This is a genomic window from Streptomyces sp. ITFR-16, assembly GCF_031844705.1.
GTDB lineage: Bacteria > Actinomycetota > Actinomycetes > Streptomycetales > Streptomycetaceae > Streptomyces.
Window position 1 is genome coordinate 432,641 of the sequence record NZ_CP134609.1, and the last position, 16,095, is coordinate 448,735.

Genomic DNA, 16,095 nt, shown 5'->3' on the forward strand with positions numbered 1-16,095 from the left:
CCGGGGCGCCTCACCGTGCGGCGCCCGTCCGCCCGATGGTCACCACGCGGGCCCACGCGGGTGGTGCCTCGGGGACGTAATCGGGATCCTCCTCGTCCCACGACCGCGTCACCGACCGGTCGAACAGCCCCACCACCGTCCGGCACGGCGGCGGTGCGCTCGGCCAGGGTGTCTGCCCGTCGGTGAGCGCCACCACGACATCGGGCCGGGGGTGCGCCCGCAGGGCCCGGGCGAACCCCGACCGCAGATCCGTCCCGCCACCGCCTGCCAGCGGGATGCCCTCCGCCCGGCACAGCGGGTGCACCACCCGGGTCGCCGCGTCGCACGAGAGCACGGTCACCAGGTCCCGACGGCCGCCCACCGCACGGGAGATGGCGGTGACCTCCAGCAGCGCGCTGCCCAGTTCGGTGTCGCTGACCGAGCCGGAGGTGTCGACGACGACCGCGACCCGGGGCGGCCTGCGCCTCAGACTGGGCAGGACGGCTCCGGGCACCGCGACCGAGCGCCGGGAGGGCCGGCCGTAGGTGTAGTCCTCCCCCGCCCCCGGGCCCGAGGCCGCCGAGCGGACGGCCGCGCCCAGCAACTGCCGCCAGGGCTGCGGCGGATGGAACACCTCCTCGGCCCACCGCTGCCACCCCTTCGACGCGTCCCCCGGGCGGCCGGTGATGCCCTGGGCCACCCGGAAGCGCACCGCGTCCCGCTCCTGCGCGCTCAGCCCGTGGGCGCCGTCCGGGCCCAGCTCCCAGCCCCGCTCCAGCCCGTCGGCGCCACTGCCGCAGTCCAGCCAGGCCAGATGCTGGGTATGCGGGCCGAGCCGGAACCTGCTCAGGTACTCCTCCATCAGTTCGCCCTCCGGCAGCCCCAGCGCCTCCGGTTCGACGGCACCGGCCGGGCGGACCAGCCCGTCGCCGAACGCGTCGTCGTTGATCTCGCAGTCGGCGGCGATGTTCATCCGCAGCCGTTCGGCCGGGCCGGTCAGTCCGTGCTCCCGCGCGAAACGGTCGCTGCGCCCGTGGTGGTCGCGCAGGAGGTGCGACACCTCGTGCACCCAGACCCCGGCCAGCTCCTCGACCGGTGTGCGGTCCACGAAGCCCGGTGAGACATAGCACCGCCAGTGCCGGTCGACCGCCATCGTCGGGACCCACCGCGACTCCACGGTGTGCAGCGCGAACAGCGCAGTCGCCAGGTACGGCCGGGCCCTGGCCGCCTGCAGCCGGGCGGCGAACAGCTTGTCGAGGTCCAGGGCCCCTGGCTCGCCCCGTGTCATCGGCGGGCCTTGGTGGCGACGGCCGCGCGGGCAGCCGCCTGTTCGGCGCGCCGGGAGATCGAGACCGCACCGGCGAGCGCCTCGATCGACGGCGGTACGTCCCAGTCCCCCTGCCGCAGGGTGGCCAGCGTGGTGGCGGGGACCACGACCAGGTCGGGCGCACCGGTCTCCACGGCCCGGACCAGGAGCGCCCAGGCCGCGTCCCAGCGGGACCGGTCGGGCCGCTCGCGGACGGCGGCGACCACGCCGTCCAGCACGGCCTGCCGCAGATCGCCGCGCTCGGGCAGTTCGGCGACCGCCGGGTCGGCGAGCAGCGTCTCCGGGTCCGGGAGGTCCATCCGGTCCATGCTCGCCAGCAGCTCCAGCCCCGGGCCGTCCCCGACCGCACCCCTGACCAGCAGGGACAGCACGTCGCGCGAGGCTTCGGCGGCGGTCGCGAAGGCGATGAGGCGCAGGGTCGTCTCCCAGCTCCGGGGCGAGGGCCAGGCGCCGCCCCGGCGGGTCTCCCCGCTGGGCATCCGGTGGACGAGGGCGGGGCGCGCGGCGAGCAGCCCGCACACCGCCCGGCGGGCGAGGGCGACGGCCTGCGCGAGCCGTTCGGGCGCGAGCCGGGGCAGGGTCGCGCGGGGCCAGGTCCCGCCGAGACCGCGCACGACGACCTCGTGGTCGTGGACCCACTGGAGGTGGACGAAGCGGTTGGCCAGCGGCGGGCTGAGCTCCCAGCCGTCGGCCGCCGACGAGCGCGGGTTGGCGGCGGCCACGATCCTTACGCCGGGCGGCAGTTGGAGGGCGCCGATCCGTCGTTCCAGGACGAGGCGGAGCAGGGCGGCCTGGACGGCGGGCGGTGCGGTGGACAGCTCGTCGAGGAACAGCAGCCCCCGCCCGGCACGCACCAGCCGCACCGCCCAGTCCGGCGGGGCCATCGGGACGCCCTGCCCGGCCGGGTCGTCCCCGACGACGGGCAGGCCGGAGAAGTCGGACGGTTCGTGCACGCTGGCGATGACCGTGGTCAGCGGAAGGTCCAGGGACTCGGCGAGCTGGGTGAGGGCGGCGCTCTTGCCGATGCCCGGCTCGCCCCACAGAAGTACGGGCAGGTCGGCGGCGACGGCCAGGGTGAGGGCCTCCAGCTGGGTGTCGGGGCGGGGCTCGGTGGTGGTGTCGCGCAGGAGGGCCATGAGCTCGCCTGCGACGTCCAGTTGGGTGCGGAGGGCGCGCGCGGGCGCATCCGGAGTGCGTTTGGGCATGTGTGATCACCTGTGGGGTCTCGGTGGGGCGTTGCGGAGTACGGAGTACGCAGGGCATCGGCCGAGGGCGCGGGCGGGCCCGGGTCAGCCGTACGGGGTGTGGCGCACGCGGCGGCGCGGGTGCGGGTCCCGGGTGCGGCGGTTCGGCCGGAACCGGTCGGGTCCGGAGCCGATCAGGTCCGCCCGGAACAGGCCGTGGCTGATCCGCCGCAGCGCGGCGGTCTCCAGCTCGTCCCGCAGGGCGCCGCCGCGCAGGACCGCGCCGGGGCCCAGCAGCCCTTCGACGACGGCCAGGGCGCCGGTGATGTCGCCGTGGTCCAGGCGTTCGCGGACACCGTCGAGGCATTCCGGGCGGCGGTGCGCCTCGTCGATGGCCTGGAGGCAGGGCATCGGTGTCCCGGTCAGCGCCGCCAGGAGTTCCTCGCGGCGGATCTCGGCGGGGTCGTGGTCGAGCGGGACCAGTACCCCGTCCACCAGCCCGATCCGGTGCCGGGCTCCCCGGCATTCCACCGGGCGCGGCAGCCCCGCCGGGTCCGGGACGGCCGCCGGTCCGGCCGGAACATGACCCGGCAGCAGCGCGGCCACGACCAGGGGGTGCAGCCGGTCGGCGCCGATCGCCCCGGCCCGGATCAGCTCCAGGTCGGGCAGGGCCCAGGTCGCGGCGTCGGGCAGGACCGGCGGCAGGGCGGTGTGCTCCCCGGAAGCCTCCGCGAGGCTGAGCGCGGGTGTTCCCGGCCCGTCCTCGGAGCCGTCGCCGCGCAGGTCGAGGAGCAGCCGGCGGCGTCCGCCGAGCCGTACGGCGAACCGGCTCTCGGCCCGGGGTCCGGTCCCCAGCAGCAGGGCCGCCTCGGCCGCCCACCGGTCGACGGCGCAGCGCAGCCCCTCCGGCACCGCGTCCGAGAGGGCGGTGCCGGAGGTCGGGCCGTCCGCGCCGGGCGGCCGGTCGGCCCCGGACCGGACGCGCAGCTCTCCGGTCCGGCGCGCGTCCCAGAGGTGGCGGTGCAGGTCCAGGCGGAACCGGCGGCTGGGGCGGGGATGCGGATGGCGGCGGGCGGCGGCCTCCGCGCGGGCGGCCCGGGAGCCGTCCCACAGCGCGAGGCTGATCCGCTGGCCGGCGTCCGCCCAGGCGGGCGGCGTCCGCACCACGAGGAACACGGGGCCGCGGCGGTCCGGTTCCCCGGTCCCGTACCGTGCCAGGGCGATCGTCAGCCCCGGGCGCAGCAGCCCGTGCGGGGCGATCCTCGGCAGATGCCAGCGCAGCAGGTCCGGTGCCAGATGGCGCAGGTCGGCCCGGATGCGGGCGGCGAGTTCCCGGCCGTGGGTGCGGGCCAGGGAGCGTGGACGGAGATCGATGTCGATGCCGGCCGCGGCGCAGGCCCCGGCCCAGTCACCGGTACGCCGGCGTGCGGTCGCGGTCTCGATCATGGAGGGCGGCACGGCGAACTCGCGCACGCGCAGCCAGAAGGTGAGAAAAGGATCCCGATTCGCGTTCCGAGTGAGCATCAGCACTCACCTTGCGCGGCCGGATCCTCCCATCTGAGAACAGTGTGAGTCGTCATCGCGGGCAGCCTAGCGCCGTGTCCCCCACGTCCGCCAGGCAATTACGGCCGGGGCGGGCGCGGCGGTCAGCCGCGCCCGCCCCGTGACCTCATCTCATCGCCGCCGCCACTCCTCGGCCAGCAGTTCGTAGGACCGCACCCGGTCCGCGTGGTCGTGGGTGATGGTGGTGATGAGCAACTCGTCCGCGCCCGTGGCCTCCTGAAGGCGTTCCAGGCCGTCGGCGACCCGCCCCGGCGAGCCGACGAACTGGGTGTCGACGCGGTCCGCGACCAGCTCCCGGTCCGCGTCGGTCCACGGATGGGCGCGGGCCTCGTCCGGTGTGGGGAAGGCGATGGCGCCCTCGCCCGAGCGGATGCTGCGGACCCAGGGACCGTACCCCGTGGCCAGTTCGCGGGCCGTCTCGTCGTCCTCGGCCACCACCACGTCGGCGGAGACGCTGACGTACGGCTTGCCGAGCTCGTCGGACGGCCGGAACGCGGCACGGTAGCCCTCGGCCGCCTCCAGCACGGTCGCCGGGCTGACGTGGTAATTGGCGGCGAAGCGGAGCCCGTTGCGGCCGGCGACATCGGCGCTCTGGCCGCCGCTGCTGCCCAGGATCCACACCTGGAGGTCGGCCCCCTCGCCGGGGACGGCGTGTGCCTCGATGCCGTCGGCCGACCGGTAGGTGCCGCCCAGGAGCGCGAGGATGTCGTCGACCTGCTCGCCGTAGTCCTGCGACTCGGCGCCCGGCAGGTGCAGGAGCCGGTGCTGGAGTGCGAATCTCGGCGAGCCCAGCAGATGGGCGAAGGAGAACCGCTCCGGGATCTTCAGGCCGTTGGGGGTGAGGCCGTCGACGACCGGGATGGTGGTCGGCGCGGGCGCGGGCGCTTCCTTGTGTCCGGGGGCACGGCCGCCGGAGCGCCCGAGGCCCAGGTCGAGCCGGCCGGGGTGCAGGGCGTCGATGAGGCCGAACTCCTCGACGGTCGACAGGGCGGTGCGGTGGCCCAGCTGGACGGCTCCGGAGCCGATCCTGATCGTCGAGGTCGCGGACGCCGTCAGTGCCAGGACGACGGCGGGCGAGGTGCCGGCCACGCCCGGGTTGAGGTGGTGCTCGGCGAACCAGTAGCGGGCGTAGCCGGCCCGCTCGGTCCGCTGGGCCAGGTCGATCGTGTGGCGCAGGGCGTCGGCGGCCGTGGATCCGGACGGGACCGGGACGAGGTCGAGGACACCGAGAGGGATACGGGACATGGTCGGGTGCTCCTCAGCCGGTCGTCGGGAGGAAGGCGGGGCCGCGGTCATCGGCGGGTCCGGCCGCCTCGGCGCCCTCGGCGAGGACCGGGGCCCAGGCGAACGGCGGGTCGGGGATCTCCCGGCGCAGCACGGGCGCCACCTCGGACTGGAAGCGTTCGAGGGAGGCCCGGTGCTGGGCGTCGGTGAGGCCGCCCGCGTCCGCGTGCAGGTGCAGGACGGTGTGCCCGAACTGCTCGTGGTAGCGGTGCACCTTCTCGATCACCTGCTGCGGGCTGCCGATCAGCGCGGAGCTGCGCTCGACGAAGTCCTCCAGGGTCGGGAACACCGGCTCGACGCCCAGCCGCTTCTGGAAGCCGAGATAGCCCTCGAAGACCGGCCGGTAGGCGGCGACGGCCTCCTGGGAGGTCCGGGCGGTGTAGAAGCCCGCCGATCCCGCGCCGACCGTGGCCAGGGCCGGGTCGTGGCCGTAGTGCTCCCACCGCTGACGGTAGTAGCGGATCAGCTCGGCGTACGGCTCGATCGGGTTGGTGACGTTCGCCGAGAAGAGCGGATCGCCGTAGCGCGCGGCCAGGTCGACCGACTCACGGCTGGTGGCGCTGCCGTGCCACACCCGGACGGGCCGCTGGTAGGGCCTCGGCCAGACCTCGGCCTCGACCAGCCCGGGGCGGAAGCGGGGCGACGCGGTCACCTTGTCCTGGCGCCAGATCTGCCGGAACAGCTCGTAGCTCTCGGCGTTGCGGTCCCACTGGTCCTCGGCCGTGACGTGGAACAGGTCGCGCTGGGCGGTCCCGTTGCCCTTGCCGATGATGAGTTCGAGGCGGCCGCCGGAGAGGTGGTCGAGCGTGGCGTAGTCCTCGTAGGCGCGCACCGGGTCCAGCAGGCTGAGTGTGGTGACGGCGGTGAACAGCCGGATGCGGGAGGTGAGTGCGGCGATGTGGCTGAGCACGACCGGGGGCGAGGAGGAGATGAACGGCCGCTCGTGCCGCTCTCCGACGCCGAAGCCGTCGAAGCCGAGCTCCTCGGCGAGGACCGCGTTGTCGATCACCTCGCGGAAGCGTTCGCCGGTCGGCTTCAGGACGCCGGTCACCGGGTCCGGGGCGTGCACGATGAGGGTGATGGCCAGGAACTTCATGACGCCACCCGCCCGGCCCGGGCGTGGTCGGGATGGGCGAGGCCCAGGTGGTCGCGCAGGGTCGTGCCCTCGTACTCCGTACGGAAGACGCCCCGTTCCTGGAGCAGCGGGACCACGGTGTCGGCGAAGACGTCCAGCCCGCCGGGGGTGATGTGCGGGACGAGGATGAATCCGTCGGCGGCGTCGGCCTGGACGAAGTCGTCGATGGTGGCGGCGACGGTGGCCGGTGAGCCGACGAAGGACTGCCGGTTGCCGGTCTCGACGACGAGGTCGCGGATCGACCAGTTCTTGGCCGCCGCCAGCTCCCGCCACTCCCGGGCGGTGGCCAGGGGGTCGCGGTACATCCGCACCTGGGCACGGCCGCGCGCGATGGTGTGTTCGCCGGGGTCCGGGTCGATGTCGGGCAGTGGTCCTTCCGGGTCGTAGCCGGACAGATCGCGGTTCCAGACGAATTCGAGGTGCTTGATCGCGGTGGCGCCGCTGACCTGCTGCCGGCGTACCTCGCGGGCCAGTTCCTGCGCCTCGGCGTCCGTGTCCCCGAGGACGAAGGTCGCGGCGGGCAGGATCAGCAGCTGGTCGGGGGTGCGGCCGTGGCGGGCGAGGCGGCCCTTGACGTCCGTGTAGAACGCCTGGCCCTCCTTGAGGGTGCTGTACCGGCTGAAGATCGCGTCGGCGCCCTGGGCGGCGAACTCGCGTCCCTCGTCGGAGTCGCCCGCCTGGAAGATCACCGGGCGGCCCTGCGGGCTGCGCGGGACGTTGAACCGCCCCTCGATGCCGAAGTGCCGGCCCTGGTGGGCGAAGGCTCCGGCCCGCGCGTCCCGCAGGAAGGTGCCGGCCTCCTGGTCCGCGACGATCTCGTCGCCGCGCCAGGAGTCGAAGAGTTCGTTCGCGGTGGCCAGGAACTCCTTGGCCCGGGAGTAGCGCTCCTCCTGCGGGAGGAATCCGCCCCGGCGGAAGTTCTCGCCGGTGAAGGCGTCCCACGAGGTGACGACGTTCCACGCGGCGCGCCCGCCCGAGAGGTGGTCGAGGCTGGCGAACTGGCGGGCCACCTCGTAGGGCTCGTTGAAGGTGGAGTTGATGGTGCCGGTCAGGCCGAGGTGTTCGGTGACGGCGGCCAGGGCGGACAGCACGGTGAAGGTGTCGGGGCGCCCCACCACGTCCAGGTCGTAGATCTTCCCGCCCTGTTCGCGCAGTCTCAGCCCCTCGGCGAGGAACAGGAAGTCGAACTTGGCACGTTCGGCGGTGCGGGCGAAGTGGGCGAAGGAGCTGAACTCGACGTGGCTGCCCGCGGCGGGGTCGCTCCAGACGGTGGTGTTGTTGACGCCGGGGAAGTGCGCGGCGAGATGGATCTGCTTGCGCGGCCTGCCGCTGCGGTGGCCTGCGCCGTTGTCGGTGCTCATGTCGGTGGTCCCTCCGGCTCAGGCGGTGGCGTAGCGGTTGGCGGGGCGGGAGAGCCCGAGCAGCCCGCGCAGGGTGTCGGCCTCGTAGGCGGTCCGGAAGGCGCCGCGTCGCTGGAGTTCGGGCACCAGGCCGCGGGTGATCGCCTGCAGATCGTGGCCGATCACGGCCGGCCGCAGCCGGAAGCCGGTCAGCCCGGCCTCGCGGCGCTCCAGGAGGAGGTCGGCCAGGTCCGCGGGGGTGCCGGTGAAGATCTGCGCGTCGCTGGTGTACGGGTGTCCGGCGAGGCCGTCCAGCCGGTCCCGGCGGTCCGCCGCGGCGGCGGGGTCGTCGTCGAGGAAGACCACGAGGTCCCCGAAGATGTGCGGGGCCTCGCCGTCCCGGCCCGAGGCCGCGTGCTCGGTGCGGATCTCGTCGGTGATCGCGCGGGCCTGGTCGTTGTCGTGCGGGGTGATGTAGCCGAGGTCCGTGGAGCGGGCGACCAGCCGGAAGGGCAGCCGCTGGTGCGCCAGGGCGCTGACGAGGGGCTGGCCCTGGGGCGGCCGGGGGGTGATGGAGGGGCCCTTGACGCTGAAGTGGCGGCCCTCGAAGTCGATGTAGTGGAGCTTGTCGCGGTCGACGAACCGGCCCGTGGCGACGTCCCGGATCTCCGCGTCGTCCTCCCAGCTGTCCCACAGGCGGCGGACCGCCTCCACGTAGTCGCCTGCCTCCTCGAAGAGTTCGGCGGTCAGCTCCCGTACGGCCGGGGTGTCCAGGTCCTCGATGCGGAAGGGCGGGAACGTACGGCGGCCGAAGTGGGCCGCCTCGTTCTGCCTGGCCGAGACCTGGACGCGGACGCCGGCCCGGCCCGTGCTGACGTAGTCGAGCGTGGCGATGGCCTTGGATATGTGGAACGGCTCGGTGTGGGTGGTGATCACGGTCGGGACGAGGCCGATGTGCCGGGTGAGCGGGGCGACCCGGGCCGCGATGAGCACCGCGTCGAGCCGGCCGCGTTCCTGGTCGGTGCGGTCGTCGGGCTCGGTGGGGTGCGAGGACTGGAGCCCGAGGGCGTCCTCGATCGTCACGAAGTCCAGGAGTCCGCGCTCGGCCTCGGCGACGAGGTCGGCCCAGTACGCGGCGGTGAGCAGCTCGGCTGGGCGGGCGGACGGCTCGCGCCAGGCCGCCGGGTGCCAGCCGGCGCCGTTGAGCGCGACGGCGAGGTGGAGGGGTGCGGACAGGGGAGGGTACAGCGATGGCGATGCGGACACGGAGAGTGTGCCTTCCTGATCGACCGTGGATGATCACCGCGCCTCGTCGGGAGGGTCGGCGTCGTGACAACGGGTCAGGAACAACAGAGCGCGCCGGCCACGCGCTGGAGGTCGATGTGGGGCCGGGAGTAGAGATGGACGCGGCGGCGCGGGGCCAGCACCCTGACGGGCGGGCAAGTCACCGGTGGCACGACCGTCGCCTCCGCTCCTGGGCCCGGCGGGCCCGGGGGCCTCGCACTCTCACGGAACCCGGACGGGAACCGCCCGGTCGTCCTATGACCTGCCCGGAACGCTACGCGCGAGGCAAGCTCCGCGCAATGTCCCGCAGTTCATGAGGATCATGACCGTGCTCACACGGTCGTGACGTCCAACAACGGGGCCGCGCCGTCTGTTCCGCCGGCGGGGAGGAAATTTCTGCTTCCCGCGGCGCCCCGTTTCAGGCGCGGCCGGCCGCCTTCTGGCTGCGGCGGGACAGGGAGTCGACGACGACGGCCGCCAGCAGGACCGATCCGGTGATCATGAACTGGACGGCGTTGCTGACGCCCATGATGTTCATCCCGGACTGGATGGACCCGATGACCAGTGCGCCGAGCAGGGCCGACCAGACCGAACCGCGGCCGCCGAAGAGGCTGGTGCCGCCGATGACGGCGGCGGCGATGACGTTCATCAGCAGGTTGCCGCCGCCGGAGGTCTGGCTCGCGGACTGGATCTGACCGGCCAGGAAGAGACCGCCGACCGCCGCCATGGTCCCGGCGATCGAGAAGACGGTCATCCGGACGAACGCCACACTGATGCCGGCCCGTCGCGCGCCCTCGACGTTGCCGCCGACGGCGAAGATCTTGCGGCCGTAGGTCGTGCGGCGCAGCACGAAGTCGAGGACGACCAGCAGGACCAGGAAGATCAGGAGGGCCAGCGGCAGCCCCTGGTACTGGTTGAGGATGTACGCGGTGACGAAGGCGATGGCGGCGATGACGGCCGTACGCAGCACGATCTCGGCGATGGGCCGGGACGGTACCCGGGCCGCCCTGCGGCGCGCGGCGTCCAGCAGGGACGCGGCGAGGAACAGTCCGACGCCGACCGCGGCGGCCGCATAGGCGGCGGCCGGGCTGCCGTAGATGGTCGAGTAGATCTTGGCGACGATGCTGTCGCCGGGGATGTTGACGGTGCCGCTGGCGCCGAGCACCTGGAGCATCAGCCCGTTCCAGGCGAGGTTGCCGGCCAGGGTGACGACGAACGCGGGCACGCCGACCTTCGCGAAGAAGAAGCCCTGGATGAGCCCTGCGGCGGCCCCGCCGAGGACGGCGACCAGGAGGGCCAGCCACTCGTTCATGCCGTTCAGTACGTTGAGCACGGCGAAGATCGCGGCACACAGTCCGCTGACGGAGCCGACGGAGAGGTCGATCTCGCCGAGCAGCAGGACGAAGACGATCCCGACGGCGATCATGCCGGTGCCGACGATCTGCTGGCTGAGGTCGGAGAGGTTCTGGGCCGAGAGGAAGGTGCTGTTGAGGCTGCCGAACACCGTCCAGATGATGATCACGGCGAGGACGACGGGCAGGGAGCCCAGCTCCCCGCTGCGCATCTTGCGCCAGAACTCCGCCGCGTACCCCCGCACGCCCTCCTCGCGCACCAGCAGGCGGGTGTCCACGGCGGGCATCGCGCCCTGGGCCGGCTGCTGGGCGTCGTCGTCGCGCGCTCGCTTCCCGGTCATCGCTCCTCCTCCCGCTTGCGTGCCTGGCGGCGGGTGACGGCGCTGTCGGTGGCCCCGGTGATGGCGGAGATGATCTCCTCGGTGGTCGTCGACCGCCGGTCGAAGAAGCCGTTGTTCCGGCCGAGGCGCATGACGGCGATCCGGTCGGCGACGGCCATCACGTCGACCATGTTGTGGCTGACCAGGATGGTGCCCAGGCCCTGTTCCCTGAGCCGTTCGACCAGGTCGAGGACTTCGGCGGTCTGCTCCACGCCGAGGGCGGCGGTGGGCTCGTCGAGGATGACGACCTTCGGTTCGCCGATCAGCGAGCGGGCGATGGCCACGGTCTGGCGCTGCCCTCCGGAGAGGGAGGCGACGGGGATGCGCACGCTCGGGATGCGGATCGACAGGGTGTCGAGCAGTTCGCGCGAGCGCTGGTCCATGCGGACCTCGTCGAGCACGCCGAAGCGGCGCAGCTCGCGGCCGAGGAAGAGGTTGCCGACGACATCGAGGTTGTCGCAGAGCGCCAGGTCCTGGTAGACGGTGGCGATGCCCAGGTTCTGGGCGTCGTGGGGGCGGCCGATGGTGACCCGGCGGCCCTGCCATTCGATGACGCCCTCGTCCGGCGAGTTGACGCCCGCGATCGTCTTGACCGCGGTGGACTTGCCGGCGCCGTTGTCGCCGACGAGCGCGACGACCTCGCCTGGGTGGACGTCCAGATCGAAGCCGGAGAGCGCCTGGACGGCGCCGAACCGTTTGGAGATTCCCCGCAGGGAGAGCACAGGTGCGTCCGCCAAGGGACTCGCCTCCTCCGTTGCCCGCGCGCAGGCCCGGGCCGTCTTCGCCCCCGCCGGACGAGCCGCCGGGGCGGCTCGTCCGGACCCTTGGAGTCGTGACTACTGGAGGCCGGCCTTCTTGCAGGCGTCGGCGTAGGTCGGAGTGCAGATCTCCTTGACCGTGTACAGGCCGTCCTTGACGACGGTGTCCTTGATGTTGTCCTTGTCGACCACGACCGGGGTCAGCAGCCGGGCCGGGACCTTCTCGCCGCTGCCGCTGGTGACGGTGGTCGGCGTCAGGGACTTGGGCAGGTCCTTGCCCTGGGCCAGGTCGACGGCCATGGTGGCGGCGATGTCGGCCTCCGGCTTGTAGGGCTTCTCGATCGTGATGGTCTGGGTGCCGAGCAGGATACGCTGGATGGCGTCCAGCTGGGCGTCCTGGCCGGTCAGCGGCACGTTGATGCCGGCCGACTTCAGCGCGGTGGCGATACCGGCGGCGAGTCCGTCATTGGCGGAGTAGACGCCGACGATCTTGTTCTTGCCGAGGGCGCTGATGGCACCCGACATCTGCTGGTTGGCGTTGTTCGGGTCCCAGTTCGGGGTGTCGTACTCCTTGCCGATCTTCACCTTGCCGTCGAGGACGGAGTGGGCGCCGGCCTTGAACTCGGCGGCGTTCGGGTCGGTCGGCGAGCCGTTGTGCATCACGATCTCGCCGCTCTTCGCCTTGGAGCCGAGCGCGTCCAGCAGCGCCTTGCCCTGCAGCTCGCCGACCTTGCGGTTGTTGTACGAGACGTAGGAGTCGACGGGGCCCTGCGCGAGCCGGTCGTAGGCCACGACCTTCACGCCCGCGTCCCGGGCCTTCTGCACGGACGACTGGATCGACTTCGCGTCCACCGCGTCCAGGATGAGCACCTTGTCACCCTTGGCGAGCGCGGTGTTCACCTGCTGCTGCTGGGTGGTGGCGCTCTCGGCGGCGTTGTAGTAGTCGATCTGCGCGCCCGGCGCCAGCTCCTTGATCTTGGCCTCGATGTACGGGCGGTCGAATTTCTCGTACCGCGTGGTCTTGCTCTCCGGCAGCAGCAGGCCGATCTTCACGTCGTCCGCTGCCGCACGCCCGGTGCCCGGCTGGGCCGCGCCACTGGTCGCCACCGCGCCCAGGGACAGGGCCGCCGCTCCGGCCAGCGCTATCGCGCCCCGCAATGTACGGGTCATGGGAGGCTCCTTCTCGTACGGCGCCGTCCCTCCACCGGGAGAGCGCTGGAACGAAACTCGCATTTGCCCTACATATCGACATTAGCGGCAAGTCTTGGACCGGCAAGCGGGTGAGCCACGGCCCCGGCGGGGCACGGGCATCACTCCATCAGGCCCACGGCGAGCGCCGCGCCCAGCTCCCAGCACGCCTCGATGTCGGCCTTGCCGGGCTCCCCCGTCACCGTCACGGTGTCCGCGGCCCGGCGCCAGCCCAGGCCGGTGGTGATCGCCTCGATGCCCCGCAGGGCGCCGGTGACGTCGCTCCCGCCGTGGACATAGCAGCCGAAGGGGCGGCCCCGCGTCGTGTCCAGGCACGGATAGTAGATCTGGTCGAAGAAATGCTTGAGTGCGCCGGACATGTACCCGAGGTTCGCCGGGGTCCCCAGCAGCACCCCGTCGGCGGCGAGCACATCGGACGCCGTCGCGGCCAGCGCCGCCCGCCGCACGACGCGGACCCCCTCGATCCCGTCCGTCGTCGCACCGGAGACGACGGCTTCGAACAGCGCCTGGCAGTTCGGCGAGGGCGTGTGATGGACGATCAGCAAGGTGGCCACACCCCCGAACCCTGCCGTCCGCATGATCGGTCCGCAAGCGAGGCACGCGCGGGGCGCACGGCCGGGGCGAGTGCGTACGGCTAGCGCGCCGCGTCGCCCGCCGGGCGTTCGCTCGCGTCCGACCAGTAGGACGGATCGAGCATCTCGCCGGGCCAGGCCGGCTGCCGCACCGGTCCCCTGGGGCCCATCTGCTCGAAATAGGGCGCCAGGTCGATGACGGGCGTGCCGTCGACGGCGTCGAGATCGGTGACGAGGAGGTCCCGGCCGTCCACGTCGAGCAGCCGGGGGTAGCTGACCGCGAGCTGGTTGGGCCGGCGGTGGTTGCGGTGCACGAATGTTCCCGTCGCGGGCCAGCGGGCGTCGCCGCGGGGGCTCCGGGCGTGCAGCTGCACGTCCTCGGGTCGGGCCAGGTGGAAGCGCCAGGTCACGGTGAGATGCGTGAACTCCTCGATGCCCCGGAGGGTTTCGAGCGGGTACTCCGGGTGGAGGCGGATGACCGACCGGACACCGCCCTGATGGTCGTCCAGGACGCGGGTGTGCCCCCCGACGACCGTCGCGACCGAGCTGACCTCGTACGTGGGCACGGCGCTTCCCTCTCCTCCCGTGCGGGCGGCGGCCCCGCCCCGCTGCCCGGTCAGCCTAGGGTGCGCAGGATCTCGCCCGCGCGGCGGTCCAGTTCCACCACGTGCCGGCCGCCGCGCCGGCGGACCGGCGAGAGGTCCTTCTGCATGCGGACGATCACCTCGCGCGCCCGGCCGGACTGGACGCCCGACATGGCGTCCAGCGCGCTGTTCCAGGTGGCACACGCCTCGTCGAGGTGGCCCTGCCGGACCTGGACGGCGCCGAGATAGCCGAGGGTCACGCTGTGGGTGCGAGCGTAGAGCCGCCGGCGGCGGGTGGCGACGCTGCGCCGGAAGTGGATCTCGGCGTCCCTGGGGTTGCCGAGGTCGCGCAGGGCGCAGGCGGTCTCATGGGCGAGGGACGCCTCGCCGAAGAAGCCGACCCGGCCCGGGGCGTCCCCGGTGTCGCGTCCCAGGTCCCGTTCGGCGCGGCCGATCGCGGCGAGCGTGCCGGCGCGGTCGCCGGACACGGCCAGCGCGCGGGCGTGGACGATGCCCAGCAACGCCTTCTCGCGCCAGGTCGCCCGCCCGTAGCGCGTGGGCTCCATCGAGGCGGCGGCGAGGTCGAGCGCGTGGCGGGGGTGGCCGAGATCGACGGCCTGATGGGCCATGGCGCGCAGGACGTGCCCCGCCAGCGGGCCGTCGCCGGCCTCGGCGGCGAGCTTGACGGCGACGGTGAAGTACCGCTGGGCGGCGCGTTGTTCGGAGGCGTCGAAGCCCATCCAGCCGGCCAGGTAGGCCATTTCGGCGACGGCGGAGTGCAGCTCCCGGCGGAGCTGTTCGCCCGGGACGCTCCGGGAGAGCAGCGGGGCGGCCTCCATGGTCAGATGCGCCGCGAGGGCGGAGCGGCCTGCGGCGCCCCCGCGCTGCTGGTCGCGGGCGGAGAAGAAGGCGGTGGTCTGGCGGATGTCCTCGATGTCCGCCGCGGTGACCGACCGGGGCGAGCGGACGGGGCGCCGGTCCGCCGCGGCCGGTGCCGTCTGCCACCAGGCGGCCGCGGGCACGGCGAGACCGGCCACCGAGTAGGCCGAGTTGGCCAGGATCTGGCGTCGGTGCAGCATGTCGAGGTCGTCCCTCCCCAGCTCGGCCAGCATGGTGAGCGTGTCCGCGCTCCAGTCGGACCGCTCGTCCCCCGCCGGGTCCGGCGCGGCCTCCAGCCCGATGTCGGCCGGGGTGACGGTCCGGCCGAGTCTGCGCGTCAGCGTCTCGCAGAGGATATGGGGTGCCCGGCCGCTGGGGCGGGTGCCCTGGATCCACATGGCGATGTGGGACCGGCCCACCCCGTAGAGCTCGGTGGCGCCGCTCTCCCGGGCGACGCGGAGCAGGGCGGCGGCGACCTTCGGCTGCGACCAGCCGGTCTCCGCTATCCGGGCGGCCAGTAATGCGTTGCGTGTGCGAGCCATGGACGATCCCCGACCTAGAAACGATCTTTGACGCCTTTGACGGGATCCCCCTGGGTCCGGGCTGCCCGTCGGCGGCGTTTCCAGGTTCTCTCAACGTAGCTTTTCTCGCACCGAGTTCGCGGATCCGGCCGATGGCTTTCGCGAATCCCGGACCGCGTGCGGCGGCTGTCGCCGCCCGCCCGCCACACCACCTTCCGCACCGCCCGGAGCCCCGGGCACCGTCCCCGGAGACCGGAGATCGGACACGATGAACCGCCCCGCCCGCGCAGCGCGGACCCCGCACCGGCCGTGACGGCCGCATGAACAGGCGGGTCCCCACCATCGGCGATCTGTTCCCGGCCGCCAAGCGGGCCCGCTCCCCGTTCGACGTGGTGATCGGCCGGGACTTCGAGACGGCCTGCCTGCCCGAACCGGCCGCCCGGCGGCTCCTCGGGCTCTGTGCCCATCTGCGCCCCCACCCGGTGGGCGCGGCCATCGCCCGGGGCGGCCATTGGGTGCTGATCCTGCCGCCGGGATCGGGGTACGGCGTGCGCTGGCCGCGCCCGGTGTGCCACCAGGACACCGGAGCCCTGGCCGTCCCGCCGCTGGCCGCCGGGCCCGGCACGGCGCCGCACTGGGCCCGGCACGGCAACGACGAAGGCAGGGTCTTCACGGCGCCGCTCCACCTGCACGCCGTACTCCCCCTGCTCGGGTGACGGCGGTCGCGGGGCGCCGCCTCGCCCC

At 73.3% G+C, this 16,095-nt stretch carries 15 protein-coding genes; 1 reads left to right on the forward strand and 14 read right to left on the reverse strand.

Features of this window, described 5'->3' with window-relative positions; translation table 11 throughout:
- Positions 1-10: 10 nt before the first annotated feature.
- The 14 genes from RLT58_RS01965 to RLT58_RS02025 all read right to left on the reverse strand — a co-directional run bounded on the left by RLT58_RS01965 (position 11) and on the right by RLT58_RS02025 (position 15,372).
- Positions 11-1,267, reverse strand: a complete 1,257-nt coding sequence (locus RLT58_RS01965; protein WP_311308601.1) for a vWA domain-containing protein — start codon at positions 1,265-1,267, stop codon at positions 11-13.
- On the reverse strand, positions 1,264-2,511 hold the full coding sequence (locus tag RLT58_RS01970; RefSeq protein ID WP_311308602.1) for an AAA family ATPase: 1,248 nt from the start codon (positions 2,509-2,511) through the stop codon (positions 1,264-1,266). The genes RLT58_RS01965 and RLT58_RS01970 overlap by 4 nt, the downstream gene beginning before the upstream one ends.
- 84 nt (positions 2,512-2,595) lie before the next feature.
- Complete coding sequence (locus RLT58_RS01975) at positions 2,596-4,014, reverse strand: hypothetical protein (protein ID WP_311308603.1); 1,419 nt, start codon at positions 4,012-4,014, stop codon at positions 2,596-2,598.
- Positions 4,015-4,164: 150 nt separating this feature from the next.
- Positions 4,165-5,298, reverse strand: a complete 1,134-nt coding sequence (locus RLT58_RS01980) for an LLM class flavin-dependent oxidoreductase (RefSeq protein ID WP_311308604.1) — start codon at positions 5,296-5,298, stop codon at positions 4,165-4,167.
- Positions 5,299-5,311: 13 nt separating this feature from the next.
- Positions 5,312-6,433, reverse strand: coding sequence for an LLM class flavin-dependent oxidoreductase (locus tag RLT58_RS01985; protein WP_311308605.1), 1,122 nt, complete (start codon positions 6,431-6,433; stop codon positions 5,312-5,314).
- Positions 6,430-7,833 carry an NtaA/DmoA family FMN-dependent monooxygenase gene (locus tag RLT58_RS01990; protein ID WP_311308606.1) on the reverse strand — a complete coding sequence of 468 codons (1,404 nt, stop codon included), beginning with the start codon at positions 7,831-7,833 and terminating at the stop codon, positions 6,430-6,432. Before RLT58_RS01990 ends, RLT58_RS01985 begins: the two co-directional genes overlap by 4 nt.
- Before the next feature lie 18 nt (positions 7,834-7,851).
- Positions 7,852-9,078 (reverse strand): LLM class flavin-dependent oxidoreductase, encoded by a 1,227-nt coding sequence (locus RLT58_RS01995; RefSeq protein ID WP_311308607.1) that lies wholly within the window; start codon positions 9,076-9,078, stop codon positions 7,852-7,854.
- A gap of 74 nt (positions 9,079-9,152) precedes the next feature.
- Positions 9,153-9,269: a putative leader peptide gene (locus RLT58_RS36055; RefSeq protein WP_399130738.1), complete on the reverse strand. Its 117-nt coding sequence runs from the start codon at positions 9,267-9,269 to the stop codon at positions 9,153-9,155.
- Between the two features lie 245 nt (positions 9,270-9,514).
- Complete coding sequence (locus RLT58_RS02000; RefSeq protein WP_311308608.1) at positions 9,515-10,789, reverse strand: sugar ABC transporter permease; 1,275 nt, start codon at positions 10,787-10,789, stop codon at positions 9,515-9,517.
- The gene (locus RLT58_RS02005; RefSeq protein WP_311308609.1) at positions 10,786-11,565 is read right to left on the reverse strand and encodes an ATP-binding cassette domain-containing protein; all 780 of its coding nucleotides are present in this window, start codon (positions 11,563-11,565) and stop codon (positions 10,786-10,788) included. Before RLT58_RS02005 ends, RLT58_RS02000 begins: the two co-directional genes overlap by 4 nt.
- 99 nt (positions 11,566-11,664) lie before the next feature.
- Complete coding sequence (locus RLT58_RS02010) at positions 11,665-12,756, reverse strand: sugar ABC transporter substrate-binding protein (RefSeq protein WP_311308610.1); 1,092 nt, start codon at positions 12,754-12,756, stop codon at positions 11,665-11,667.
- Positions 12,757-12,896: 140 nt separating this feature from the next.
- Complete coding sequence (locus RLT58_RS02015) at positions 12,897-13,349, reverse strand: flavodoxin family protein (protein WP_311308611.1); 453 nt, start codon at positions 13,347-13,349, stop codon at positions 12,897-12,899.
- An 80-nt stretch (positions 13,350-13,429) separates the two neighbouring features.
- Entirely contained in the window at positions 13,430-13,933 is a 504-nt protein-coding gene (locus tag RLT58_RS02020; RefSeq protein ID WP_311308612.1) for an SAM-dependent methyltransferase, read from the reverse strand.
- Between the two features lie 50 nt (positions 13,934-13,983).
- Positions 13,984-15,372 carry an NsdA family TPR-like regulatory protein gene (locus tag RLT58_RS02025; protein ID WP_311308613.1) on the reverse strand — a complete coding sequence of 463 codons (1,389 nt, stop codon included), beginning with the start codon at positions 15,370-15,372 and terminating at the stop codon, positions 13,984-13,986.
- A 299-nt stretch (positions 15,373-15,671) separates the two neighbouring features.
- On the opposite strand from RLT58_RS02025, the gene RLT58_RS02030 reads away from it, so the two are divergent.
- Complete coding sequence (locus tag RLT58_RS02030) at positions 15,672-16,067, forward strand: hypothetical protein (protein ID WP_311308614.1); 396 nt, start codon at positions 15,672-15,674, stop codon at positions 16,065-16,067.
- Positions 16,068-16,095 lie beyond the last annotated feature (28 nt).